At 70.7% G+C, this 22,627-nt stretch carries 22 protein-coding genes; 10 read left to right on the top strand and 12 right to left on the bottom strand.

The window, feature by feature from the left end; all coding sequences use genetic code 11:
- Nucleotides 1-309 precede the first annotated feature (309 nt).
- A complete protein-coding gene (locus BMX29_RS16710) occupies nt 310-1,071 on the top strand; it encodes an NAD kinase (protein WP_092815091.1) in 762 nt (253 codons plus the stop codon).
- Nucleotides 1,072-1,126: 55 nt separating this feature from the next.
- On the opposite strand, the gene BMX29_RS16705 is transcribed toward BMX29_RS16710, so the two are convergent.
- Complete coding sequence (locus tag BMX29_RS16705) at nt 1,127-2,587, bottom strand: calcium-binding protein (protein WP_092815088.1); 1,461 nt, start codon at nt 2,585-2,587, stop codon at nt 1,127-1,129.
- A gap of 327 nt (nt 2,588-2,914) precedes the next feature.
- Between BMX29_RS16705 and BMX29_RS16700 the strand changes: the two genes are divergently transcribed.
- Nucleotides 2,915-3,412, top strand: a complete 498-nt coding sequence (locus BMX29_RS16700; protein ID WP_175471222.1) for a DUF421 domain-containing protein — start codon at nt 2,915-2,917, stop codon at nt 3,410-3,412.
- Between the two features lie 241 nt (nt 3,413-3,653).
- Here the strand turns inward: BMX29_RS16700 and BMX29_RS16695 are convergent, their stop codons facing one another.
- From BMX29_RS16695 to BMX29_RS16680, 4 genes are all read right to left on the bottom strand, one after another.
- The gene (locus BMX29_RS16695; RefSeq protein WP_092815082.1) at nt 3,654-5,546 is read right to left on the bottom strand and encodes a propionyl-CoA synthetase; all 1,893 of its coding nucleotides are present in this window, start codon (nt 5,544-5,546) and stop codon (nt 3,654-3,656) included.
- Nucleotides 5,547-5,722: 176 nt separating this feature from the next.
- Nucleotides 5,723-8,002 carry an NADP-dependent malic enzyme gene (locus BMX29_RS16690; protein WP_092815079.1) on the bottom strand — a complete coding sequence of 760 codons (2,280 nt, stop codon included), beginning with the start codon at nt 8,000-8,002 and terminating at the stop codon, nt 5,723-5,725.
- 103 nt (nt 8,003-8,105) lie between these two features.
- Nucleotides 8,106-8,300, bottom strand: coding sequence for a DUF3072 domain-containing protein (locus BMX29_RS16685; protein WP_043846847.1), 195 nt, complete (start codon nt 8,298-8,300; stop codon nt 8,106-8,108).
- A gap of 64 nt (nt 8,301-8,364) precedes the next feature.
- Nucleotides 8,365-8,622 carry a DUF3072 domain-containing protein gene (locus BMX29_RS16680; RefSeq protein WP_092815076.1) on the bottom strand — a complete coding sequence of 86 codons (258 nt, stop codon included), beginning with the start codon at nt 8,620-8,622 and terminating at the stop codon, nt 8,365-8,367.
- 130 nt (nt 8,623-8,752) lie between these two features.
- Here BMX29_RS16680 and BMX29_RS16675 point away from each other — a divergent pair, with 130 nt between their 5' ends.
- The 6 genes from BMX29_RS16675 to BMX29_RS16650 all read left to right on the top strand — a co-directional run bounded on the left by BMX29_RS16675 (nt 8,753) and on the right by BMX29_RS16650 (nt 14,572).
- Nucleotides 8,753-9,154, top strand: coding sequence for a cytidine deaminase (locus BMX29_RS16675; protein ID WP_092815073.1), 402 nt, complete (start codon nt 8,753-8,755; stop codon nt 9,152-9,154).
- On the top strand, nt 9,151-10,458 hold the full coding sequence (locus tag BMX29_RS16670) for a thymidine phosphorylase (protein ID WP_092815070.1): 1,308 nt from the start codon (nt 9,151-9,153) through the stop codon (nt 10,456-10,458). The genes BMX29_RS16675 and BMX29_RS16670 overlap by 4 nt, the downstream gene beginning before the upstream one ends.
- A gap of 115 nt (nt 10,459-10,573) precedes the next feature.
- Complete coding sequence (locus tag BMX29_RS16665; RefSeq protein WP_092815067.1) at nt 10,574-11,800, top strand: phosphopentomutase; 1,227 nt, start codon at nt 10,574-10,576, stop codon at nt 11,798-11,800.
- Nucleotides 11,800-12,828: an adenosine deaminase gene (locus BMX29_RS16660; RefSeq protein WP_425314281.1), complete on the top strand. Its 1,029-nt coding sequence runs from the start codon at nt 11,800-11,802 to the stop codon at nt 12,826-12,828. Before BMX29_RS16665 ends, BMX29_RS16660 begins: the two co-directional genes overlap by 1 nt.
- Nucleotides 12,813-13,445, top strand: coding sequence for a uracil phosphoribosyltransferase (gene upp / locus BMX29_RS16655; protein WP_043846839.1), 633 nt, complete (start codon nt 12,813-12,815; stop codon nt 13,443-13,445). The genes BMX29_RS16660 and upp overlap by 16 nt, the downstream gene beginning before the upstream one ends.
- Before the next feature lie 68 nt (nt 13,446-13,513).
- Nucleotides 13,514-14,572 (top strand): SPOR domain-containing protein, encoded by a 1,059-nt coding sequence (locus BMX29_RS16650; RefSeq protein ID WP_139197071.1) that lies wholly within the window; start codon nt 13,514-13,516, stop codon nt 14,570-14,572.
- 230 nt (nt 14,573-14,802) lie between these two features.
- Here the strand turns inward: BMX29_RS16650 and BMX29_RS19345 are convergent, their stop codons facing one another.
- From BMX29_RS19345 to BMX29_RS16625, 7 genes are all read right to left on the bottom strand, one after another.
- Entirely contained in the window at nt 14,803-14,949 is a 147-nt protein-coding gene (locus BMX29_RS19345; RefSeq protein ID WP_175471220.1) for a hypothetical protein, read from the bottom strand.
- A gap of 83 nt (nt 14,950-15,032) precedes the next feature.
- Nucleotides 15,033-16,067 carry a serine/threonine-protein kinase gene (locus BMX29_RS16645; RefSeq protein WP_092815061.1) on the bottom strand — a complete coding sequence of 345 codons (1,035 nt, stop codon included), beginning with the start codon at nt 16,065-16,067 and terminating at the stop codon, nt 15,033-15,035.
- A 135-nt stretch (nt 16,068-16,202) separates the two neighbouring features.
- A complete protein-coding gene (locus tag BMX29_RS19340) occupies nt 16,203-16,364 on the bottom strand; it encodes a hypothetical protein (RefSeq protein WP_157835916.1) in 162 nt (53 codons plus the stop codon).
- 404 nt (nt 16,365-16,768) lie between these two features.
- A complete protein-coding gene (locus BMX29_RS16640; RefSeq protein ID WP_092815058.1) occupies nt 16,769-17,392 on the bottom strand; it encodes a nucleoside/nucleotide kinase family protein in 624 nt (207 codons plus the stop codon).
- Between the two features lie 13 nt (nt 17,393-17,405).
- On the bottom strand, nt 17,406-18,185 hold the full coding sequence (locus tag BMX29_RS16635) for an ATP-binding cassette domain-containing protein (protein WP_092815057.1): 780 nt from the start codon (nt 18,183-18,185) through the stop codon (nt 17,406-17,408).
- Nucleotides 18,182-19,258 (bottom strand): ABC transporter permease, encoded by a 1,077-nt coding sequence (locus BMX29_RS16630; RefSeq protein WP_043846835.1) that lies wholly within the window; start codon nt 19,256-19,258, stop codon nt 18,182-18,184. The genes BMX29_RS16635 and BMX29_RS16630 overlap by 4 nt, the downstream gene beginning before the upstream one ends.
- Nucleotides 19,259-19,325: 67 nt before the next feature.
- The gene (locus tag BMX29_RS16625; protein ID WP_043846833.1) at nt 19,326-20,348 is read right to left on the bottom strand and encodes a sugar ABC transporter substrate-binding protein; all 1,023 of its coding nucleotides are present in this window, start codon (nt 20,346-20,348) and stop codon (nt 19,326-19,328) included.
- Between the two features lie 194 nt (nt 20,349-20,542).
- Here BMX29_RS16625 and BMX29_RS16620 point away from each other — a divergent pair, with 194 nt between their 5' ends.
- Together BMX29_RS16620 and BMX29_RS16615 are read left to right on the top strand one after the other, a co-directional pair.
- A complete protein-coding gene (locus BMX29_RS16620; RefSeq protein WP_342342398.1) occupies nt 20,543-21,775 on the top strand; it encodes an ROK family transcriptional regulator in 1,233 nt (410 codons plus the stop codon).
- Nucleotides 21,776-21,970: 195 nt separating this feature from the next.
- Nucleotides 21,971-22,624, top strand: coding sequence for a sulfotransferase family 2 domain-containing protein (locus BMX29_RS16615; RefSeq protein WP_092815051.1), 654 nt, complete (start codon nt 21,971-21,973; stop codon nt 22,622-22,624).
- Nucleotides 22,625-22,627: the final 3 nt, after the last annotated feature.

Raw genomic sequence — 22,627 nt, 5'->3', positions numbered from 1 at the left:
CGCCCTCCATCGCCGCGAAAAGCTCGGGATCGCGGGACGAAAGGCTCTCGGTGAAAAAGCCGTCGTCGCGGTGCGGTGCGTTCATGGGATCCTCCGGGATCTGGGGCCCCCGACGGGGCGCGTGTTTCCGATCGGAAACTAGACGATGCTCGCGCGGCGTAAATCGCCGCGTGCGACGGGACTAGCGCAGAAAGCGGCACGGTGCGAGGCCGCGTGGTGCCGCACCGCTTTCGCCACCCCGAAACTTGTGCTTGTTTCGGCAGCAGTTCGACGCCGACCGGAAACGGAATCCACCGACATGACCCAACGATGACCCTCCGCATCGCCTTCGCCGCGTCGAACGCCCCCATCGCGCAGGCCGCGCACGCCGCGCTGACCCGGGCGTATGGCGACCATGCCGAGGAAGGCGCCGATGTCATCGTGGCCCTCGGGGGCGACGGCTTCATGCTGCAGACCCTGCATCGCACGCAGGCGCTCGAGGCGCCGGTCTACGGCATGAACCGCGGCACCGTCGGTTTCCTGATGAACGAGTATTCCGAGCACAATCTCGCGGAGCGACTGGCCGAGGCGGAGGAGGCCGTGCTCAACCCGCTCTCGATGGTCGCCCGCACGGTGGACGGCAGCACCCACCACGAGCTTGCGATCAACGAGGTGTCGCTGCTGCGGCAGGGCCCGCAAGCGGCGCGGTTGCGGATCGTGGTGGACGGTCGCGTGCGAATGTCCGAACTGGTCTGCGACGGCGCGCTGGTGGCGACGCCCGCGGGATCGACCGCCTACAACTACTCGGCGCACGGCCCGATCCTGCCGATCGGTGCGGATGTGCTGGCGCTGACCGCGATGTCCGCGTTCCGGCCCCGGCGCTGGCGCGGCGCGCTGCTGCCCAAGGATGCCGAGGTGCGGTTCGAGGTGCTCGACGGCGACAAGCGCCCGGTCATGGCCGAGGCCGACAGCCGCGCGGTGCGTGACGTGGTCGGCGTCGATATCCAATCCGAGCCGAAGGTGGCGCACCATGTCCTGTTCGATCCGGGCCACGGGCTCGAGGAACGGCTGATCCGAGAACAGTTCGTCTGACGCGCCCGCCCGTGGCGCGGTGGCCCGGCCCCCGACGGGGCCGGACCGGGACCGATCAGACGAAGACGAAGTCGTCGAGGCCGAGCTCTGCCGCCGAGACACCCGCGACGAAGATCGTCTGCCCGTCGTAGTCCAGCGTCGTTCCGGCGACGCCGTCCAGCGTGACGTCGGTGATGTCGAGCGACGCGAGCTTGCCCGCCAGACCGGTGCCCGGTGCGTTCTGGACGCCCGCAAGCCGGACCATGTCGAGGCCGACCTCGAAGTCGGTGATCACGTCGACCGCTCCGGCTTCGCCCGAGGTCCAGACGAACACGTCCGCCCCTGCGCCGCCTGTCAGGACGTCGTCGCCGTCACCGCCGTTGAGCGTGTCCGCGCCGGTGCCGCCGTCGATGGTGTCGTTGCGTCCGCCGCCTGCGAGGAAGTCGCTTCCCGTGCCGCCGCGGATCAGGTCGTCGCCTTCGCCGCCGCCGACGGAATCGTTGCCGTCGCCCGCGTCGATGGTGTCGCGCCCGGTGCCGCCGCCGATGTCGTCGTCCCCGAGGCCCCCGGCCACAAGGTCGTTGCCGTAAGAGGCGCCGATCACGTCGCCGCCCGCACCGCCGTCGATGCGGTCGTTGCCGGCGCCGCCTGCGACCACGTCGTCGCCGTCGCCGCCCGCGATGGTGTCGTCACCGAAGCCGCCGCCGATGGTGTCGTCGCCGGTTCCGCCGCCCATCAGGTCGTCGCCCTGGCCGCCGCCGAGCCGGTCGTCATCCGCGCTACCGTCGAGCGTGTCGTCGCCATCGCCCGCCGCGAGCACGTCCTCGCCGGCTCCGCCGAGCAGCGAGTCGTTCCCGTTGCCGCCGATCAGGCCGTCATCGCCCGCGCCGCCGACCAGCACGTCCTGCCCGTCGAGCCCCTCGAGCCGGTCGTCGCCGCCCGCGCCGCGCAGGGTGTCGTCGTCCGCGGTGCCGGTGAGGGTCTCGGCCTCGGGTGTGCCGGTCAGCTCGATGCCGGGGACCGGAACCGGCGCAGGCTCCGGGGTCGGCTCGGGCTCGGGCTGCGGGGCCGGGGTGGTGTCGTCGATCGACACGAGGCCCGCGACCTCGGTCAGGTCGAGCGGCGACGCGTCGAGGTTGCCGATCCCCTCGAGGCTGTCCTGCAGGGCGAAGTAGTCGGCGACCGTGTCGACCTCCGGCAGCGGTGCGCCGCCGAGTTGGATGATGTAGTCGGCGACATCGTTCAATTCGAGAAGGAGCACCTCGCTGCGGGCGCCGCCTTCGAAATAGAGTTCGGCGAAATACGGGTCGATGCCCCTGGCCGCCACCTCGGTGCCGTCGATCAGGACGCTCTCGGGGATCGTGTAGATCTCGGCATTGCCGTCATAGCTGTCGAAGCTGCCGACGATGTCGTAATACAGCGCCTCGGTGTCGTCGGCGAAGGTCAGGGTGATCTCGCTGTCGCCCACGGCGATGACGTCATTCATGTCGCTCTGGCCGTAGCGGACCTCGAGCGCCGAGAAGGTGTAGGCTCTCATATTCGGAAATTCCTGCATGTATTCAAAGTCTTCCGGCACAATGTACCGGAAGCTCACAAAGACGCGTGCCGCGGCCCCCGTCAACCGTGAAGCGACATCGTCCGGAACGGTGCGTTTCCGCGCGGGAAACTTGGCTTGGGCGCGGCGGCCCGGAACCCGAATATCGAATGTGACGTTCGCCCGGAATGAAGCCTCGCCGCGCGGTCATTCGCGGCGCGGGGCGCCGGCCCCGCGATGCGGGTGTTCCGGCCGAAACGATGGCTCCGGCGCGCTAGAGGATCACGCGCCCTTGCCCGGGACCGATCCTCTGGCGCACGAGGAACACACATGACCTGGGCGGACGCTTTCGACATCTTCATCCGCATTGCGATCCTGATGGCGGTCATCATCGCGTTCAGTCGCGTTTTCGGCCTGCGCTCGTTCTCCAAGCTCTCGGGCTTCGATTTCGCGGTAACCGTTGCCCTGGGCTCGGTTCTGGCCAACGGGATCACCGCCCTGGACAAGAGCCTCTGGGTGCCCATCCTCGCTATCGCCGCGCTGTTCGTGTGGCAGATGGTGGTGGCGCCGATCCGCACGCGCTGGACGTGGTTCGAGAACACCCTCGACAACCGTCCCCTGGTCGTCGTCGAGAACGGCGAGATCCTCGAAGCCAACCTGCATCAGGCCGACATGACCCGCGCGGACCTCTGGGCCAAGTTGCGCGACGCGAATGTCGGCGGCCTCGCGCAGGTGCAGGCGGCGGTGGTCGAGACTACCGGTGTCTTCACCGTGCTGCACGGGCACGACAGGATCTCTCCGGAGCTTCTGGAGGACGTGCGCCGCTAGCCGCCGTTGGTGCCGAACCCGGTCTCCGCCAGGCGCTCGAACGCAACCGGCCGCAGCGCGCCGGGGGCCGAGACGGCGAAATTGGCGGACATCACCAGCCCGGTGAACCCGCCATGAGCGCTGAGCAGCGCGATGGTGCCAGCACGAAGGTGGCGGCGATCAGCAAGGGGGCGAGCACCATGTCGTCGGTTTCCGAGCACGGCGCGCCGGGCGGACCGTCCGCCCCGCCGGCCGGCCCGCTTCAGGCGCGCGGGTAGCCCATCGCCGCCACGTCGTCGCGCACCTCGTCGAGGATCGCCGGATCGTCGATCGTGGCAGGTGTCTTGAACTCGTCGCCATCGGCGATCGCCGCCATCACCCGCCGCAGGATCTTGCCCGAGCGCGTCTTGGGTAGGCGCTCGACGACCTTGCACAGCTTGAACGCCGCCACCGGCCCGATGCGGTCGCGCACGAGCTTCACGCACTCGGCCTCGATCTCCTCCGCAGGGCGGTTCACGCCCTTGGTCAGGCAGACGAACCCCATGGGCAGCTGGCCCTTCAGCTCGTCGCGCACGCCGATCACCGCGCATTCGGCCACGTCGGGATGCGAGGCCAGCACCTCTTCCATGCCGCCGGTGGACAGCCGGTGCCCGGCGACGTTGATGACGTCGTCGGTGCGCGCCATGATCCAGAGATAGCCGTCCTCGTCCTTCATGCCGGCATCGCCGGTCTCGTAGTAGCCGGGGAAGGTCGTCAGGTAGGACTTCCGGAACCGGTCCTCGGCATTCCAGAGAGTCGGCAGCGTGCCCGGCGGCAGCGGCAGCTTGATCGCGATGGCGCCCAGCTCGCCCGCGGGCTTCTCGGTGCCGTCCTCGGCGAGGATGCGGATGTCGTAGCCCGGCATCGCCACCGTGGGCGAGCCGATCTTGACCGGCAGAGGTTCGAGCCCCGCGGGGTTGCCGGCGATGGTCCAGCCGGTCTCGGTCTGCCACCAGTGATCGTAGACCGGCTTGCCGGTCATCTTCTGCGTCCACTCGATGGTGTCGGGGTCGGCGCGTTCACCGGCAAGGTAGATCGCGCGCAGGCCCGACAGGTCGTACTTGCGAATGAACTCGCCGTCGGGATCCTCGCGCTTGACCGCCCGGAACGCGGTTGGCGCGGTGAAGAAGCTTTTCACGTCGTGGTCCGCGATGACCCGCCAGAAGGTGCCCGCGTCGGGCGTGCCCACCGGCTTGCCCTCGAACACCACCGTGGTGTTGCCGTGGATCAGCGGCGCGTAGCAGATGTAGCTGTGGCCCACGACCCAGCCCACGTCGGAGGCGGCCCAGAAGACCTCTCCGGGGTTCACGTCGTAGATGTTCTTCATGGTCCAGTTCAGCGCCACGAGGTGCCCGCCCGTGGGCCGCACCACGCCCTTGGGCGCGCCGGTCGTCCCCGAGGTGTAAAGCACGTAGGCCGGGTGATCACCCTCGACGGGGACGCAGTCGGCCGGCTCCACCCCGAACTGGAAGCCGTGCCAGTTCACGTCGCGCCCCTCGATCAGCTGCGCGACCTCGGCCTCGCGCTGGAAGATCACGCAGAAGTCCGGCTTGTGCCGTGCCTGGTCGATGGCGGCGTCCAGCAGCGGCTTGTAGTGCACGGTGCGGCCGGGCTCGATCCCGCAGCTTGCCGCGATGATCGCCTTGGGCTTGGCGTCGTCGATCCGCACCGCCAGCTCGTTCGCCGCGAAGCCGCCGAAGACTACCGAGTGGATCGCGCCAAGCCGGGCGCAGGCCAGCATCGCCTCCAGCGTCTCGGGGATCATCGGCATGTAGATGACGACCCGGTCGCCCTTTTCGACGCCCTTGGCGCGCAGCGCGCCGGCCAGCGTGGCCACCCGGTTGCGCAGCTCGTGAAACGAGATGCGGCGCACGGTGCCGGTCACCGGGCTGTCGTAGATGATAGCGATCTGCTCGCCGCGGCCGGCCTCGACGTGGCGGTCCACCGCGTTCCAGCAGGTGTTGACCATGCCGTCCGCGAACCACGAATAGCGCCCGTCCTCCTCCTCGAAGAGCGCCTTCGACGGGGCGCGATCCCAGTCGATGGCCTCGGCCTGCTGCATCCAGAAGGCCTCGGGATCGGCCTTCCACGCGCCGTAGGTGTCGCTGTAGGACATGAACGGGCTCCTCCTCCGCGTTACGTCGCAAGAGTGTTACGGAACCGGAGGCCGCCGGGGCAAGACCGCAGACGAAGCACAGGGCACAGGCCGAAAAGAAATTTTCCGCCGCGCGCCGGGGGAGTGGAGGACTTTTCAGCCCCCGGCGCCCCGCGACGGGCGCCGGGGCAGGGGCGTCAGCCGTATTCGGCGACCGGGGTGCCCGCGATCGCGGCCATGTTCAGAAGGCCCCGCGCGGTGATCGACGATGTGACGATGTGCGCGCGGTTGCCCATGCCCATGAGGATCGGGCCGACCTCGAGACCGCCGGCCTTGGCCTTGAGGATGTTGCGCACCCCCGAGGCCGCGTCGGCCGTGCCGAAGACCAGCACGTTCGCCGCGCCCTCCATGCGGTTGCCGGGGAACAGGCGGTCGCGCAGACCGGCGTCGAGCGCGGCCTCCACGTTCATCTCGCCCTCGTAGCAGAAGTCCCGCGGGCTGCCGTCGAGGATCGAGATTGCCTGCCGCACCCGCTCGGCCGGGCCGCTGTCCTGCGTGCCGAACTGCGACTGCGAGCACAGCGCCACGTTCGGCGTCAGTCCGAAGCGGCGCACGTGCCGCGCGGCGCCGATGGCCGCCAGCGCGATCTGCTCGGGCGTGGGTTCGACGTGGACATGGGTGTCGGCGATGAACAGCGGACCGTCCTCGAGGATCATCAGCGACAGCGCCCCGTGCGGTCTGAGCGACGGGGTGCCGAGGACCTGCGTGATGTAGTTGAGGTGCCAGCGATACTCGCCGAACGTGCCGCAGATCAGCGCGTCGGCCTCCTCGCGATGGACCATCACCGCGCCGATGGCGGTGGTGTTGGTGCGCATGATCGCACGGGCGAGGTCGGGCGTGACGCCGCGCCGCGCCATGAGCTGGTGGTAGGTCTCCCAGTAGTCGCGGTAACGCGGGTCGTTCTCGGGGTTCACGATGTTGAAGTCGCGCTCGGGCCGGATCTCGAGGCCCATGCGCTCGCAGCGCATGGCGATAACCTCGGGGCGGCCGATAAGGATCGGCTGTTCGGTGGTCTCCTCGATGATCGCCTGCGCGGCGCGCAGCACGCGCTCGTCCTCGCCCTCGGCAAAGACGATCCGGCGCGCGGCGGTGGCGGCGGATTCGAAGACCGGACGCATGAGCAGCGCCGACTTGTAGACGTTGGCGTTGAGCCGGTCGCGATAGGCGTCGAGAGCCTCGAGCGGCCGGGTCGCCACGCCCGAGTCCATCGCCGCCTTCGCCACGGCCACCGACACCGTCGCCGACAGCCGCGGGTCGAAGGGCTTCGGGATCAGGTAGTCGGCGCCGAAGGTCAGCTGCTCGCCGCGATAGGCGGCCGCGGCCTCGGCGCTGGTGGTCGCGCGCGCCAGCGCGGCGATCCCCTCGACGCAGGCGATCTGCATCTCGTCGTTGATGTCGGTCGCGCCCACGTCCAGCGCGCCGCGGAAGATGAACGGAAAGCAAAGGACGTTGTTGACCTGGTTCGGGTAGTCCGACCGCCCCGTCGCGATGATCGCCGTCGGGTCGGCCTCGCGGGCGACGTCGGGCATGATCTCGGGGTTGGGGTTGGCCAGCGCGAAGATCACCGGACGATCGGCCATCTTCTTGACGTGCTCGGGCTTTAGCACGTTCGGCCCGGACAGTCCGAGGAACAGGTCCGCGCCCTCGATCACGTCATCCAGCGTGCGCGCGCCACCGGGCTGGGCGTACTCCGCCTTCTGCGGGGTCATGTCCTTCTCGCGGCCTTCGTGGACGAGCCCCTCCAGGTCGCACAGCCAGACATTCTCGCGACGGACGCCGAGCTTCAGCAGCATGTTGAGACAGGCGATGCCCGCCGCGCCGCCCCCGGTCGAGACGATCTTGATGTCCTCGAATTTCTTTCCGGCCACGCGCAGCGCGTTGGTCGCCGCCGCGCCGACGACAATGGCGGTGCCGTGCTGGTCGTCGTGAAAGACGGGGATGTTCATCCGCTCGCGGCAGAGCTTCTCGACGATGAAGCAGTCCGGGGCCTTGATGTCCTCGAGGTTGATCGCGCCGAAGGTCGGCTCCAGCGCGCACACGATGTCGGCCAGCTTTTCGGGGTCGGGTTCGTTCAGCTCGATGTCGAAGCAGTCGATGCCCGAGAATTTCTTGAAGAGGACCGCCTTGCCTTCCATCACCGGCTTCGACGCCAGCGCGCCGATGTTGCCGAGACCCAGAACCGCGGACCCGTTCGAAACTACGGCCACGAGGTTTCCGCGCGCGGTGTAGTCGCGCGCCGTCTGTTCGTCGTCCCGTATCTCGAGGCAGGCCTCGGCGACACCGGGCGAGTAGGCCCGCGCGAGGTCGCGGCCGTTCGCCATCGGCTTGGTCGCCCGGATTTCGAGCTTACCGGGTTGAGGGTTGCGATGGTAATCGAGTGCCTGCTGCCGCAGCGTCTCGTTGCCCTGATCCGACATGTGGTGTCCCCCGCGCGAGTGTCACCGCAGGGCTAGCCCAAATGTCGCGGGGGCGGAACCCGGCATGCGCGCCATCGGCGGCAAAGCCGGGTGTCGGAGCGGTCTACTGGCCCGCGCGCTCGCGCAGCTCTTCGAGATAACGCTCGGCCTCGCGCTGGGTCATGTTGAGCGTGACGTCGGACCCGGTGGCGTCGGCCAGCCGGCGGATCTCGGCGGCCTGCGCGTCGGTCATCGGCTCGCGCGGGTCGTCCGGCAGATCGTGGGCCGGGTCGTTGGCATCCTTCTGCGTATCGGTCATGTCAGCATCTCCTTGGGTCGTGCCGGGAACGCCCCCGGACCGGGGCGGTTCCGGCGGGGCGGGCTCAGCCGCGCCCGGTGGCCGATTGCAGCGCGTCGATGCGGCGCGAGGCGTCGGCCTTGGTCATCTCGGGGTCGAACTGCTCGCCCGCCTCCTCGCAGAGCGTCTTGAGGTAGGAGGCCTGCGCGCCGGTCATCGGCTCGTCGCCCGTGGTCCAGGACGACACCGGCTTGTCGGCATTGCCCGGCGCGTCCTGCTTGGGCGTCGTCGTGTCGGTCGCCTCGTCGGCGGTGTCGGGCGTCTGGTCGGTCTGATCGGTCATGGTTCGTGTTCCCATATTGTTCGCCTCCGGAACGCGGGCCGCCGCCAGCCGGTTCCCGGCCTGCTTGCACCCACCCGGCGCCCATGTGCACGATATGGCCAACCTGTCCCCGCCCCGAGGAGCGCCCCCCATGACCGATCTGCGCGAGGCCGCGCTCGCGGTGCGTGAAAACGCCTACGTGCCCTATTCCCGCTTTCGCGTCGGCGCCGCCCTGCGCGATGCGACCGGCGCCACCCATTCCGGCTGCAACGTCGAGAACGTGGCCTACCCCGAGGGCACCTGCGCCGAGGCCGGCGCCATCGCCGCGATGATCGCGACCGCCGGGCCCGGCGCCCGCATCGCGGAGATCTACGTCGTCGCCGATGCCGACAGTCCGGTGCCGCCCTGCGGCGGCTGCCGTCAGAAGATCGCCGAGTTCGCCGATGCGGGCGTATCGGTGACGCTCGCCACCGTGGACGGCACCGAGCGACGCACGACCGTCGCCGAGCTTCTGCCCGGCGCGTTCGGAGCCGATCACATGGACCGCGCGTGAGCGTCGTCCGCGAGGTCCTGTCGGCCCTGCGCGCGGGCACCGCGCCGCCGCCCGATGCGCTGGCGCGGTTCGCCACCGGGATCGGCCGGGGCGAGGTCGGCGACGCGCAGGCCGGAGCCTTCGCCATGGGGGTGTGCCGCACGGGCCTCGGGCCAGCCGGCCGCGCGGCGCTGACGCTTGCCATGCGCGACAGCGGCGCGCGGCTCGACTGGGGCGACGGGGCGCCGGCGCTCGACAAGCACTCGACCGGCGGGGTGGGGGACTGCACCAGCCTCGTGCTGGCCCCGGCGCTGGCCGCCTGCGGCGTGAGGGTGCCGATGATCTCGGGCCGCGGGCTGGGTCACACCGGCGGCACGCTCGACAAGCTCGAGGCGATCCCGGGCGTGTCCACCGATCTCGACGCGACGCGCCTGCGCTCGGTGGTCGACTCGTGCGGCTGCGTGATCGCCGGAGCGACCGCCGACCTCGCGCCGGCGGACCGCAAGCTCTACGCCGTGCGCGACGCCACATCGACGGTCGAGAGCGTCGATCTCATCGTGGCCTCGATCCTGTCCAAGAAGCTTGCCGCCGGGATCGGCGGGCTGATCCTCGACGTGAAGGTCGGCTCGGGCGCGTTCATGAAGACCGAGGCCGCCGCGCGGGACCTGGCCGAGGCGCTCGTCTCGACCGCGCGCGAGGCCGGCTGCACCGCCACCGCGATCATCACCGACATGGACCAGCCGCTTGCGCCCGCGCTGGGCAACGCGGTCGAGGTGCGCGCCGCGCTGGACGTCCTGACGGGCCGCGCTCGCGGCCGCCTGCGCGACTGCACGGTGGCTCTGGGCGCGCGGCTCCTCGCGGCAGCCGGGCTGGCGGCGGACGAGGCGCAGGCCGCCACGCGGCTCGAGACGGCGCTCGACGACGGGTCCGCCGCCGAGCGCTTCGGACGCATGATCCACGCCATGGGCGGCCCGGCCGACCTCGCGGAGCGCGGCGCGGACCTGCTGCCCCGCGCGCCGGTCGAGATGTCGGTCGCAGCGGAAACGGACGGCCACGTGACCGCCATCGACGGCGAGGCGCTGGGCCACGCCGTCGTGGATCTCGGCGGCGGCAGGGTCCGCGAGGGCGCGTCCATCGACCCCTCCGTGGGCCTCACCGACGTCGCCCCGCCGGGAACGCGGGTCGCGCGCGGCGATCCGCTGGCCGTGGTCCATGCCGCGGACGAGGCCTCGGCGGCCCGCGCGGTGGAGGCTGTGCGCGCGGCGGTGACGCTCGGCGCCCGGCCGGTCGAACCGGCGCCGCTGGTGCGGGGGCACGTGGGATGAGCGCGCCGCGCGGATGCCCGGCCGGGGAGGGGGCGCTGCCCCCGTCGCCTGCGGCGACTCCCCTGGAGTATTTTGACCGAGAAGAAGCCGGGCCCTGTGCCCGGGAGGGGCAAGCATGAGCCGGGCATTTCTGGTGGTGATGGATTCCGTGGGGATCGGCGGCGCGCCGGACGCGGACGCGTTCTTCAACGACGGCGTGCCGGACACCGGCGCCAACACGGTCGGTCACATCGCGCGGGCCTGCGCCGAGGGGCAGGCCGAGGACGGGCGATCAGGTCCGCTGCGCATGCCGGTGCTCGACCGGCTGGGACTGGGCGCGGCGCTCGAACTTGCCTCGGGCGCGGCCGCGCCGGGGCTCGACGCCACGCCGGACGGGCTCTGGGGGGCGGCGACGGAGGTGTCGCGCGGCAAGGATACGCCCTCGGGCCACTGGGAACTGGCCGGCCTGCCGGTGCCGTGGGACTGGCACACCTTCCCGGTCGCCACACCGGCCTTCCCCGAGGATATCCGCGCACGGGTCTGCGAGCTGGCCGGCACCGGGGGCATCCTCGGCGATTGCCACGGATCGGGCACGGTGATGCTCGACCGGTTCGGGGCCGAGCACGTCCGCACCGGCTGGCCGATCTGCTACACCTCGGCGGATTCGGTGTTCCAGATTGCCGCGCACGAGGACCCGGAGATTTTCGGACTCGACCGGCTTCTGGCGCTCTGCGAGGGCCTCGCGCCGATGCTGCACGCGCGCCGCGTCGGCCGGGTGATCGCGCGGCCCTTCATCGGTGCGCCGGGCGATTTCCGCCGCACGGGCAACCGGCGCGACTACGCCATCCGCCCGCCGGAGCCGGTGCTGACCAACTGGGTGCAGGACGCCGGGCGGCCGGTGATCGGGGTCGGCAAGATCGGCGACATCTTCTCGATGGAGGGAATCGACCGGGTCGAGAAGGGCGACGATGCGACGCTCATGACGCATCTCGGCGACCTCGTGGACACCGCCCCCGACGGCGCGCTGGTCTTCGCCAACTTCGTGGAGTTCGACAGCCTCTGGGGGCACCGCCGGGACGTGTCGGGCTATGCACGGGCGCTGGAATGGTTCGATGCCGAGATCGGGCGCCTGCTGCCACGGCTGCGGGGCGGGGACCTCTTGTGCCTGACCGCCGATCACGGCAATGACCCCACCTGGCACGGCACCGACCACACCCGCGAGCGGGTGCCGGTGCTGATCGCCGGGCGTGGCGCGGGGACCATCGGGCAGGTGGCCTTCGCCGACGTCGCCGCCTCGGTGGCGGCGCATCTGGGCGTGCCGGCGCAGGGACCGGGGCGCAGCTTCTTGCAGGACGGGGACTGATGGACGAGGCGATGAACGAGGAGCGGCTGGAGGCCATCGCGGCCCTGCCCAAGGTCGAGCTGCACCTGCACATCGAGGGGGCGGCCCCGCCGTCCTTCGTGCGCGGGCTCGCCTCCGAGAAGCGCACCGACCTGTCGCGCATCTTCCGGCCCGACGGCTCCTACGATTTCCGCGGCTTCGTGCCCTTCCTCGAGACCTACGAGGCCGCCACCAGCGTCATCAAGGGGCCCGAGGATTACGCCCGCCTGACCCGGGCCGTGCTCGAAGAACAGGCCGCAAACGGCGTGCTCTACACGGAAACCTTCATCAGCCCCGATTTCTGTGGCGGCGGGGATGTGGATGCCTGGACGGACCACGTGGCCGCGATCCGAGAAACCGCTGACGCCGCGGAACGCGACCTCGGCGTCACCTTGCGCGGGATCGTCACCTGCGTGCGCCATTTCGGGCCCGACCGTGCCCGCAAGTCCGCCCGCTGCGCCGCCGAGACGGCCGGCGACTGGATCGTCGGCTTCGGCATGGGCGGGGACGAAAATGCGGGCGAACAGAAGGACTTCGCCTGGGCCTTCGACTGCGCGCGCGAGGCCGGGCTGCGGCTGACCACCCATGCCGGCGAGTGGCGCGGCCCCGCTGAGGTGCGCGCCGCCATCGAGGACCTCGGCGTCGAGCGCATCGGCCACGGCGTCCGCGCCATCGAGGATCCCGCGCTTGTGGACAAGTTGGTGGATAAGGGCATCGTTCTGGAGGTCTGCCCCGGCTCGAACGTCGCTCTGGGCGTCTATTCCGACCTCGCGCGGCACCCGGTCGAGCGGCTGCGCGCGGCGGGCGTGACCGTCACCGTCTCGACCGACGACCCGCCTTTCTTCCACACCACCATGCGCGACGAGTACCGTGCCCTCGCCCGCACCCACGGCTGGGACGAGGCGGCCTTCGCGGACCTCGCCCGCACCTCGCTCGACGCCGCGTTCTGCGACGCCGCCACCAAGGACCGCATCGCCAAGACACTGGAGGACACATGCCCCCGCACCTGACCGTCGTCGAACACCCGCTGATCCAGCACAAGCTGACCATCATGCGCCAGAAGGACACCTCGACTGCGTCCTTCCGCCAGCTGCTACGCGAGATCAGCCAGCTGCTGGCCTACGAGATCACCCGCGATCTGCCGATGACGCAGCGCACCATCGACACGCCGATGCAGGAGATGGAAGCGCCGGTCCTCGCCGGGAAGAAGCTCGCGCTGATCTCGATCCTGCGCGCGGGCAACGGGCTTCTGGACGGCGTGCTCGAGCTGATCCCCTCGGCGCGCGTGGGCTTCGTCGGACTCTACCGCGACGAGGAAACGCTGCAGCCCGTGCAGTACTACTTCAAGGTGCCCGACAGCCTGCAGGACCGCCGCGTCATCGCCGTGGACCCGATGCTGGCGACCGGCAACTCCTCGGCGGCGGCGATCGACCTGCTGAAAGAGGCGGGCGCCACCGACATCCGCTTCCTCTGCCTGCTGGCCGCCCCCGAGGGCGTCGCGAAGATGAAGGAGGCGCATCCCGACGTGCCGATCGTCACCGCGGCTCTGGATAGCCGTCTCAACGAGAAGGGCTATATCGTGCCCGGCCTGGGCGATGCGGGGGACCGCATGTTCGGCACTAAATAGGCGGGGCGCGCGCTTTACAGGCGCAATCCCTTGCGGCACTCTGGAAGGACCTGTGGGGGATCGAGATGATGCTACGACGACTTTCCGTGCTCGGGGCCGCGCTTGTGGCGCTCGGGATGGCCGGAACGGCGGGGGCGCAGCAGCGCTCCACCGACATCCCGGCAGAGTTCCCGCCGTCGAGCTACGAGGGCCGGCAATATGTTGACAGCCGCGGCTGCGTCTACGTGCGCGCCGGCATCGACGGCACGGTGAACTGGGTGCCCCGCGTGTCCCGCTCGCGCGAGCAGGTCTGCGGCCAGCGGCCCACCTTCGCCAACGGCACGGGCACCTCGGCCGGCGCGGCGCGCGTCGCCGAGGCGCAGCAAATCCGCCCGCCCGAGCCCGAACCCGCCGCGGCACCGCAGCCGGCTGCCCGTCCGGCCACCGCACCGGCGGCCCAGCCGCAACGCGTCGTGCGCAGCGCGCCGGAACCCGCGCCGCAGGCCCAGCCGCAGCGCGTCGTGCGCCGCGCCCCCGCGCCGCAGCCGCAGCCGCAGGCCGAGCCCGTGCGCCGTCAGGTTGTCAAGACCGCCCCGCGCGTCGTGCGTTCGGTCCCCGAGGCAGCCGCCGCGCCGCAGCCGCGCGAGGTGCCCGCGCCCCGCACCATGGTCGTGCGCAAGGGCAAGGGGCAGCCCGCCTGCCAGGGCGGCTCGGCGATCTCGAACCGCTACATCAACGACGGCTCGCGCTACCCCGTGCGCTGCGGCCCGCAGGAGACCAGCCCGGTCACCGTGATCCGCCGCGGCGAGGCGCCCGGACCGGGCAAGAACGTCTACTACCTCAAGCCCTATCAGGACAGCCGCGCGGCACCCGAGACCGAGCCGAAGGCCCGCGCGGTCGCCACCACGCTGCCGCCCGAGACGCGGATCCTGCCGCGCCATGTCTGGCTCGACCAGAGCGACGACACCGTGCACATCCCCGCGGGCTACCGGGCGGCATGGGACGACGGACGGCTCAACCGCCATCGCGCGAACATGTCGATCCGGGGCTACTACCAGACCCGCGAGGTCTTCACCGACACCGTGCCGCGCCGCGCGCTGGGCCGCCGCTCGGTCCCGGTGGAGCCGCCGCGCATCGTCCAGCGCTGAGGGCCCGAGCGATCCGCATGACCGAGGCCGGTCCCCGCGGGGCCGGCCTTTCTGCGTGACGCTTCGAGCACCCGCGATCCGCGTCGGCCGGAGGCGTGCCGAACATGAGGCGCTGCGAAGTCTGCCTCCTGGAATGACACCCGGGACGATGGGCGCGCAGGCCCGGTGGCCAACTCCCGGCACATGACCGACCGCTTCAGCAGAAGGCTGCGCGCCGAAGCCCGCTAATTTCAGACGCCGCCAAGCCGGAGCCGGCGGATATCCATACGTCTGTCTGCCACCCGGCGCATGAGCGGACCCGTGCGCGCGTCCTTCACCATCAGAACGTATTCGGACCCCGGCGTCACGCCCGAGGGGGCGACGACACTGGTCCCCATTTGAAGGCTCCCGTTGACGCGGTGACAACCAGCGTCGCCCGGGCGAAACCGACAGCCCGTGGCCGAAGTCGGTGGGCCCGGTCTCAACCGCCGCAGATGGACTGCAGGCGCACCCAGTCGGCGTCGGTCAGGACCTGCCGGCTGCCCGAGGCGCGGCGGGGGTCCGCTTCGATCAGGGGCAGCGTGCTCTCGCCGGTGACATCGAGCCAGTAGGCGTAGGGCTCCGAGCGCAGCTCGGCTCGCGAGAAGGCGGCCAGAAGCGTGTCGTGGGCCACCGGCTCGGCGCGGGCGCCGGTCAGCAGGCTTTCGGCGTAGTCGTCGAGCGCCCCCTTCGGCAGCTCGCCGGTGGTCAACAGTTGCAGCGATGCGCCGAGGCCCGCGTGCCGCAGAAGGTCCTCGAGCGGGTCGGTCTGCGCCGCGCGCACCGCCTCGGCCAGCACGAAGCCCGCGGGCACGTCCGGGTCCTCGGGGTCCTCGATCAGCGACCGGCTCAGCAGGATGCGTCCGCCAGGCAGGTGCGCGGTGTCCGTGAGCCCCTGCGGCAGCACCACCAGCGCGTCGCGCCGGCCCTCGCCCAGCACCCGCTCGGCCAGGCGGCGGAGCGGCTGGCGGGCCTCCTGCGCCGAGCAGGGCTGCCCGGTGACGCGGGTGATCCGCTCGGTCAGGGCGGTGCCGATCTCGGCGCGCTTCACGGCGGGGACGATGTGGGTGGCGTAGGCGATGAGCGCGCCCGGCAGCCAGAACACGGCCAGAAAGATCACCACGGCGGCGATCGAGCCCGACAGCCAGACCCGCAGCTTGCCGGGGCGGGGACGGCGGCGATCGACGGCGCGCAGGATCCGCTCTAGCGCCTCGATCATCGCATCCGCCTCGGCATTGCTCAGCTCGAGCGTCTCCTCGGGGTCGCCGTCGGGGTGGTAGAGCGCGGGGTCGTGCCCCGCGGACGTGGCCCGCGTGATCGCTGCCAGCGACCAGTGCGCGAGGACCCGGTCCTGCATGTCCTTGATGGTCAGCGTGGCATTGCCGAGGGCGACGACGACTTCACGACGCTGCGCACCCGTCTCGGGCCGCCAGAGGCCGGTGGCCTCGAGCCGCTGGTATTCGTCGAGTGCTGTCATCCCCTGGGCTGCTCTGCCTTTTGTCACAAGACCGTAGCACGCCCGTCCGGGGGCGTCCATCGCGTGCGACAGGGCGCGGGGACCGCGTGTCGGACTGCCCGGCGCGGACTGAAAACAGCGCGCCGGGCGGGACGATCAGGCCAGCAAATCCTCGTAGAGCCAGGCGTAGCGGCGATGCTCGGACTGGTCGTAGCGCGTGGTCTGGCGGCCGCGGATGTCCTCGGACGTGCGGGTGTGGGCCGAGACGTCGGGACGCGCCTCTTCGGGTTGCGGGGTGGCAGGGGCGTTCGGGGTCATCGCGTGAACTCCTCTCGTGACGGCCCCGCGGGGATACGCCGGGCCGGACTGGCGGAAAGGGTAGGGGGGCCATTCCGCCGGACGAGACCGGCGCGATGACATTGCCGCGACCGTCGCGAGGGGGCAGGTCGGCTCCGGGCCCGGACACGCAGCGGCCGGTGGTCATCGCGGGGTGGCCGGAGGGAACCCCTCGAAGCCGGTCGCGGCAGATTTGCCAGAGCGTGCAAGCCGCGATCACCGCGCGGGCGATCACGACGCGGAGCTGCGTTGGCTGCGCAGCGTCCGCTCCACAGGGGGCACGACGAAGGGCCGGCCGACGCAGATCCCGCTACGGCGATCTTTCCGGACGCCGAACCGGTCGCAGAGCCCGCCCTAGCGCCGATGCCTCGACCGCCCCGCGCCTTTCAGCGCAGCTCGTCCAGCGTGCTCACCCCGGGCAGGCGCCGTGCGAGGATGCGTCGCGCGTTCGGCAGGTCGTTCTCCTCGGCGCGGCGCCGGGCCTGCGCGTCGTCGAGCCCGTGGTCGCGCCAGCGCGCGATCAGCCGCTCGGCCAGCACCGGCTCGGGCACGTCGAGGAACACCGCGAACTGCCACAGCGGGGCCAGCGTATCCCAAGGCGCCTCGTCGAAGGTCAGGTAGTTGCCTTCCACCACGGCCACCTCGGTCTCGGGGCCGACGGCGATGCTGCCGGCGATGGCGATGTCGCGCGCGCGGTCGAAGCTCGGCAGCACGACCTCCTCCTCGGTGCCGAGCCGCCGCATGGCGTGGACGAAGCCCGCGGCGTCGAACGTTTCGGGCGCGCCCTTGCGGGCGAGAAGTCCGCGCGCCTCGATCACCGGGTTGTTGAGGTGGAAGCCGTCCATCGGCACGTGCCGCGCGGGGCGGCCGAGCGCGCTGATCCGCGCCGCGACCTCGGCGGCGAGGGTGGTCTTGCCCGAGGCCGGCGGCCCCGCGATGGCGACCAGTAGGCGCGGGCGGACCGCGGGCAGTGCCGCGATCCGCGAGGCGAGACGATCGGCGTCGGTCATGGCGGGCGCGGGCTCAGGCAGCTTCGGCCTCGCCCGGCTCCTTGGCCCCGGTCATGAACGCCACGGCGTCGTTCATCGAGTGCGACTTCGGGTCGATGACGCACAGCCGCTTGCCCAGCCGGTGCACGTGGATGCGGTCGGCGACCTCGAAGACGTGCGGCATGTTGTGCGAGATCAGCACGATGGGCATACCGCGCTCCTTCAGGCCCTTGATGAGTTCGAGCACGCGGCGGCTCTCCTTCACGCCGAGTGCGGCGGTGGGCTCGTCCATGATCACGACCTTCGACCCGAACGCCGCGGCGCGCGCCACCGCGACGCCCTGGCGCTGACCGCCGGACAGGGTCTCGACCGGCTGGTTGATGTTCTGGATCGTCATCAGTCCCAGCTCGGACAGCTTCTCGCGGGCCATCGCCTCCATGCGCTTGTGGTCGAGCATCCGGAAGGTGCGGCCCAGCACGCCGTCCTTCACGATCTCGCGCCCGACGAACATGTTGTCCACGATCGACAGTGCAGGGGACAGCGCGAGGGTCTGGTAGACCGTCTCGATCCCGGCGTCGCGCGCCTCCAGCGGCGAGCGGAACGAGATCGGCTTGCCCTCGAGCCTGATCTCGCCCGCGTCGATCTGGACCGCGCCCGAGATCGCCTTGATGAGAGAGGACTTGCCTGCGCCGTTGTCGCCGATCACGGCAAGCACTTCGCCCGGGTAGAGATCGAAGTCGCAGTTATCGAGGGCGGTGACGCGGCCGTAGCGCTTGACGAGGCCGCGCGCGGTGAGAACGGGTTCCTGTGTCATACCGAGACCTTCCTGATCCACTGGTCGATGGCGACCGCGATGATGATGAGCCAGCCGATGGCGAAGACCTGCCACAGCACGTCCACCCCGGCGAGACGCAGGCCCGACTGGAAGACGCCCACGATCAGCGCCCCGAACAGCGCGCCGAGGATCGAGCCGCGGCCGCCGAAGAGCGAGATGCCCCCAATCACAACGGCGGTGATGGATTGCAGGTTGCCCTCGTAGAATGCCTGCGGAGAGATCGAGCCGACGCGGCCGATCGAGGCCCAGGCGGCGATGCCGCAGACGAGGCCCGCCAGCGCGTAGACCGAGATCAGCATCCGGTCGGTGCGGATGCCGGCCAGCTCGGCCGCCTCCTTGTCGTCGCCCACGGCGTAGACATGGCGGCCCCAGGCGGTCTTGTTCAGCATGTACCACAGCGCCACGAAGACCAGCACCATCAGGATCACGCCGAAGGTGATGCGGGCGCCGCCGATCTCGATGACGTTGCCGAAGAACTTGAGGAACGGCGCGGACTCGTCGATGTCCGAGGACCGGATCGACTGCGCGCCCGAAAGCCACAGGTTCAGCGCGTAGAAGATCGACCAGGTGCCGAGCGTGGTGATGAAGGGCGGCAGCTTGGCCTTGGTGACCAGAAGGCCGTTCATCAGGCCCGCCGCCGCTCCGCCGGCCAGCGCCACCAGCACCGAAATCGGTGCCGGCACGCCCAGGTCCACCGACAGCTTGCCCGCGATCACCGCCATCAGCACCATGATCGCGGCCACCGACAGGTCGATGCCCGCCGACAGGATGATGAGTGTCTGCGCCGCGGCGAGGATGCCGATGATCGACACCTGCTGCATGATGAGCGTGAGGTTGAAGGCCGAGAAGAACCGCTCGCCCGCGACCAGCCCGAAGATGATGGTCGCGGCGATCAGCACGATCACCGGCACCAGCGTCGGGTTGCCGTGCAGGACGTGCTGCAGCGTCTCGATCGGCGTGTGGGTCCGGGCGAAGCTGGCGACGCTCTTGTCGCTCTCGGCGAGGCTGGATTCGTAGTCCTGCCCGCCCCGGTTGGCGCTGTCGTCGGTCATGGCATCCTCTCACGTCGCGGGGGAAAGACGGGCGGAGCGCCGCGCGCTCCGCCCCGCGGGGCAGGTGTCAGCCCCAGCACTGCTCCAGCGCTTCTTCCGAGGTGATCGACTCGATCCCGTCCACCGGCTGGTCGGTGACGAGGGTCACGCCGGTGTTGAGGAAGTCGAGCCCCTCGGTCGGCTCGGGCACCGTGCCGTCCTTGGCGTACTGGACGATCGCGTCGATCCCCATCGAGGCCATCTTGAGCGGGAACTGCATGGAGGTCGCGCCGATCACGCCGGCCTGCACGTCCTCCACGCCGGGGCAGCCGCCGTCCACGGACACGATGGTCGCCTGGTCGGCCATGCCGAACGAGGACAGCGCCTCGTAGGCGCCGGCGGCGGCGGGTTCGTTGATCGTGTAGACGACGTTGATGCCGCTATCGACCTGCAGGAGGTTCTCCATCGCCTGCTGGCCGCCCTGCTCGTTGCCGTCGGTGACGTCGTGTCCGACGATGCGCGGATCCTCTTCGTCACCGATGTCGGTGGGATCCTTGATGTCGATGCCGAAGCCGCTGAGGAAGCCCTGGTCGCGCAGGTAGTCGACCGACACCTCGGAGGGGTTGAGGTCCAGCAGCGCGATCTTGGCGTTCTCGGGATCGTCGATGGTCGCGGCGGCCCACTGGCCGATCAGCTCGCCCGCCTTGAAGTTGTCGGTGGCGAAGGTCGCGTCAGCCACCGAGGCCGGCTCGAACGGGGTGTCGAGCGCGATCACGAGGACGTCGTTCTCCTTGGCCTGCTCGATCACCGGCACCAGCGCACGGCTGTCCGACGGCGTGATGAGGATGCCGGAGGCCCCGGCGGCGATGCAGCTCTCGACCGCGGCGACCTGGGTCTCGACGTCGCCGTCCAGCTTGCCGGCAAAGGTGTTGAGCGTGATGCCCTGGGCCTCGGCGGCCTCGGACGCGCCCTCCTTCATCTTCACGAAGAACGGGTTGGTGTCCGTCTTGGTGATGAGGCAGGCGGTGATGTCGTCCTGCGCGGCGGCGCCGCCGGCACCGAGGGCGAGGGCGAGCGCGGACGCGCCCGAAAGAGCGAAGAAGCGGGTCATGGAAGTCCTCCCTGTGCGCCCCTCCTCAAGGGCGCGGATCATCAGAATCGGCAAGGCCGGGTGCTGCATAGCCCGCGTGCCTCAACCACAAGCTGACCGATCCGGCGGCCTCCTGTCAATAAATAAATAAGAGTGATTTAAGATTGACGGACAGGCTCCGCCCGGCAAGGATCGAAGGCGAGGAGGAGCGTGCAGTGAGCCGACAGTCGATGGAACAGGAGGCAGGGCAGGGCGTGCTGACGTCGGTCCTGCGCGGCGCGACCCAGAGCGGTCTGCGCGCACAGAACGAGCGGCTGGTGCTGACGCTCCTGCGCCGGCACGGCTCGCTCGCCAAGGCCGAGATCGCCCGGCTCACCGGGCTCTCGGCGCAGACCGTGTCGGTCATCATGCGCGCGCTCGAGGCCGAGGGCCTGATCGCCCGCGGGGAACCGCGCCGCGGCAAGATCGGCCAGCCCTCGGTGCCCATGCACCTCGCGCCGGGCGGGGCCTGCTTCCTCGGGCTCAAGGTGGGGCGCCGCAGCCTCGAACTGGTGGCCATCGACTTCACCGGGCAGGTTCTGGCCGAACGGCAGGTGACGCACGCCTTCCCGACGCCGGGCGGCACGATGGATTTCGTGCGCCAGGCCCTGCCCGAGGTCATCGCGGCGCTCCCGAAGTCCCTGCGCGCGCGCATCGCGGGCATGGGGATCGGCCTGCCGTTCCACCTGTGGGACTGGGCCGGATCGCTCGGCCTGCCCGAGGATGCCATGGCCGAGTGGCGGCAGACCGACCTGCGGGCCGAGATCGCCGCCGAAGTGCCCTTCGAGGTCCACCTGGAGAACGACGCCTCCGCCGCCTGCAACGCCGAGATCGTGCTCGGGGACCGGCAGGGCGCCGAGGGACTGCGCGACTTCGCCTACGCCTATATCGGGTTCTACGCCGGGGGCGGGCTGGTGCTGAACGGCACGCTGATGCGCGGCCGCACGGGCAATGCCGGCGCACTGGGCTCGGTGCCGGTGCCCGACGGCTCGGGCGGCTCTGCGCAGCTCTTGCAGGTCGCCTCGCTCTCGACGCTCGAGGCCGCGCTGATGGGAAAGGGCCACGACGCCACGGGCCTGTGGGAAAGCGCGAGCGACTGGAACATCGACGCGGACATCCTCGAGGCCTGGATCGTCCGCACCGCCTCCGCCCTCGCGCAGGCCGCGGCGGCGGCCGGCGCGCTTCTCGATCTCGAGGCGCTGGTGATCGACGGCTGGCTGCCCGCCCCGGTGCGCGCCCGCATCGTCGAGGCCACCCGCCGCGCGCTCGACCGCATCGACCTGTCGGGCACCACGCCGCCCGCCATCCTTCCTGGCACCATCGGCCCCCGCGCCCGGTCCCTCGGCTCGGCCTCGCTGCCGCTGTCGCAGCGCTTCATGGTGGAGCCGAGCGCGGACGTGCTGGCCTGAGGGCGGGGGGCGCACGCCGCTGTGCCGTGATCTGCCGCCCCCGTAGACGGTCCGCGCCGGACGGCACCGCGTCCGGGCAGGCCGTGTCTCCCGGAGATCGAGGCTCGCGCGCGGCTGTCAATCGAAAGGGCCGTCCCGTCCGGATCACTTCCGTTCCCGGTTCCGCCGTCCCGGCCCCCACGCTATGACCGAAACATGATCCTCTCGCCCGGCCGACGCTACGTCTTCGTCCACATCCCCAAGACCGGCGGCACCTCCATGGCGCTGGCGCTCGAGGCGCGCGCGATGGCCGACGACATCCTGATCGGCGACACCCCCAAGGCGCAGCGGCGCAAGCGGCGGCTGGAGGGGCTGACCCCGCGCGGGCGGCTCTGGAAGCATTCCACGCTGGCCGACATCGAGGGCGTGCTGCCCGACGACGTGCTCGCGGGGCTGCTCCCGTTTACGCTCGTCCGCAACCCGTGGGACCGGATCGTGAGCTACTACCACTGGCTCCGGGCGCAGGCCTTCGACCACCCCGCGGTGCGGCTCGCGCAGGATCATGGCTTTGCCGAGTTCGTCGCCCATCCGCATACGGACCAGAGCCTGTCGCGCGCGAGCTACGGCAGCTACCTGCGCGGGTCGGACGGGCAGGAGCGGCGGGCCCTCTTCCTGCGGCTGGAGCACCTCGCGACCGACATGGCGCCGCTGTCCGCGTATCTGGGGTTCACGCCCGAAGTCGGACGGACGAACGCCTCGGACCGTCGGGCCGACTGGCGCGGCTACTACGACGACGCCACCGCCGAGCGCGTCGCCCGCATCGCCGCCGAGGACATCGCGCGCTTCGGCTACGCCTTCGACCCGGACTGAGCC

Source organism: Roseivivax marinus (genome assembly GCF_900109705.1).
Taxonomy (GTDB): Bacteria; Pseudomonadota; Alphaproteobacteria; order Rhodobacterales; family Rhodobacteraceae; genus Roseivivax; species Roseivivax marinus.
The sequence above is the reverse complement of the archived record's forward strand: the minus strand, read 5'-3'. Positions and strand labels throughout refer to the sequence as shown.

Coding starts and splice junctions, on each gene's coding strand:
- BMX29_RS16710 (WP_092815091.1), top strand. CDS start 310: ATGACCCTCCGCATCGCCTTCGCCGCGTCGAACGCCCCCATCGCGCAG.
- BMX29_RS16705 (WP_092815088.1), bottom strand. CDS start 2,587: ATGAGAGCCTACACCTTCTCGGCGCTCGAGGTCCGCTACGGCCAGAGC.
- BMX29_RS16700 (WP_175471222.1), top strand. CDS start 2,915: ATGACCTGGGCGGACGCTTTCGACATCTTCATCCGCATTGCGATCCTG.
- BMX29_RS16695 (WP_092815082.1), bottom strand. CDS start 5,546: ATGTCCTACAGCGACACCTACGGCGCGTGGAAGGCCGATCCCGAGGCC.
- BMX29_RS16690 (WP_092815079.1), bottom strand. CDS start 8,002: ATGTCGGATCAGGGCAACGAGACGCTGCGGCAGCAGGCACTCGATTAC.
- BMX29_RS16685 (WP_043846847.1), bottom strand. CDS start 8,300: ATGACCGATACGCAGAAGGATGCCAACGACCCGGCCCACGATCTGCCG.
- BMX29_RS16680 (WP_092815076.1), bottom strand. CDS start 8,622: ATGACCGATCAGACCGACCAGACGCCCGACACCGCCGACGAGGCGACC.
- BMX29_RS16675 (WP_092815073.1), top strand. CDS start 8,753: ATGACCGATCTGCGCGAGGCCGCGCTCGCGGTGCGTGAAAACGCCTAC.
- BMX29_RS16665 (WP_092815067.1), top strand. CDS start 10,574: ATGAGCCGGGCATTTCTGGTGGTGATGGATTCCGTGGGGATCGGCGGC.
- BMX29_RS16660 (WP_425314281.1), top strand. CDS start 11,800: ATGGACGAGGCGATGAACGAGGAGCGGCTGGAGGCCATCGCGGCCCTG.
- upp (WP_043846839.1), top strand. CDS start 12,813: ATGCCCCCGCACCTGACCGTCGTCGAACACCCGCTGATCCAGCACAAG.
- BMX29_RS16650 (WP_139197071.1), top strand. CDS start 13,514: ATGCTACGACGACTTTCCGTGCTCGGGGCCGCGCTTGTGGCGCTCGGG.
- BMX29_RS19345 (WP_175471220.1), bottom strand. CDS start 14,949: ATGGGGACCAGTGTCGTCGCCCCCTCGGGCGTGACGCCGGGGTCCGAA.
- BMX29_RS16645 (WP_092815061.1), bottom strand. CDS start 16,067: ATGACAGCACTCGACGAATACCAGCGGCTCGAGGCCACCGGCCTCTGG.
- BMX29_RS19340 (WP_157835916.1), bottom strand. CDS start 16,364: ATGACCCCGAACGCCCCTGCCACCCCGCAACCCGAAGAGGCGCGTCCC.
- BMX29_RS16640 (WP_092815058.1), bottom strand. CDS start 17,392: ATGACCGACGCCGATCGTCTCGCCTCGCGGATCGCGGCACTGCCCGCG.
- BMX29_RS16635 (WP_092815057.1), bottom strand. CDS start 18,185: ATGACACAGGAACCCGTTCTCACCGCGCGCGGCCTCGTCAAGCGCTAC.
- BMX29_RS16630 (WP_043846835.1), bottom strand. CDS start 19,258: ATGACCGACGACAGCGCCAACCGGGGCGGGCAGGACTACGAATCCAGC.
- BMX29_RS16625 (WP_043846833.1), bottom strand. CDS start 20,348: ATGACCCGCTTCTTCGCTCTTTCGGGCGCGTCCGCGCTCGCCCTCGCC.
- BMX29_RS16615 (WP_092815051.1), top strand. CDS start 21,971: ATGATCCTCTCGCCCGGCCGACGCTACGTCTTCGTCCACATCCCCAAG.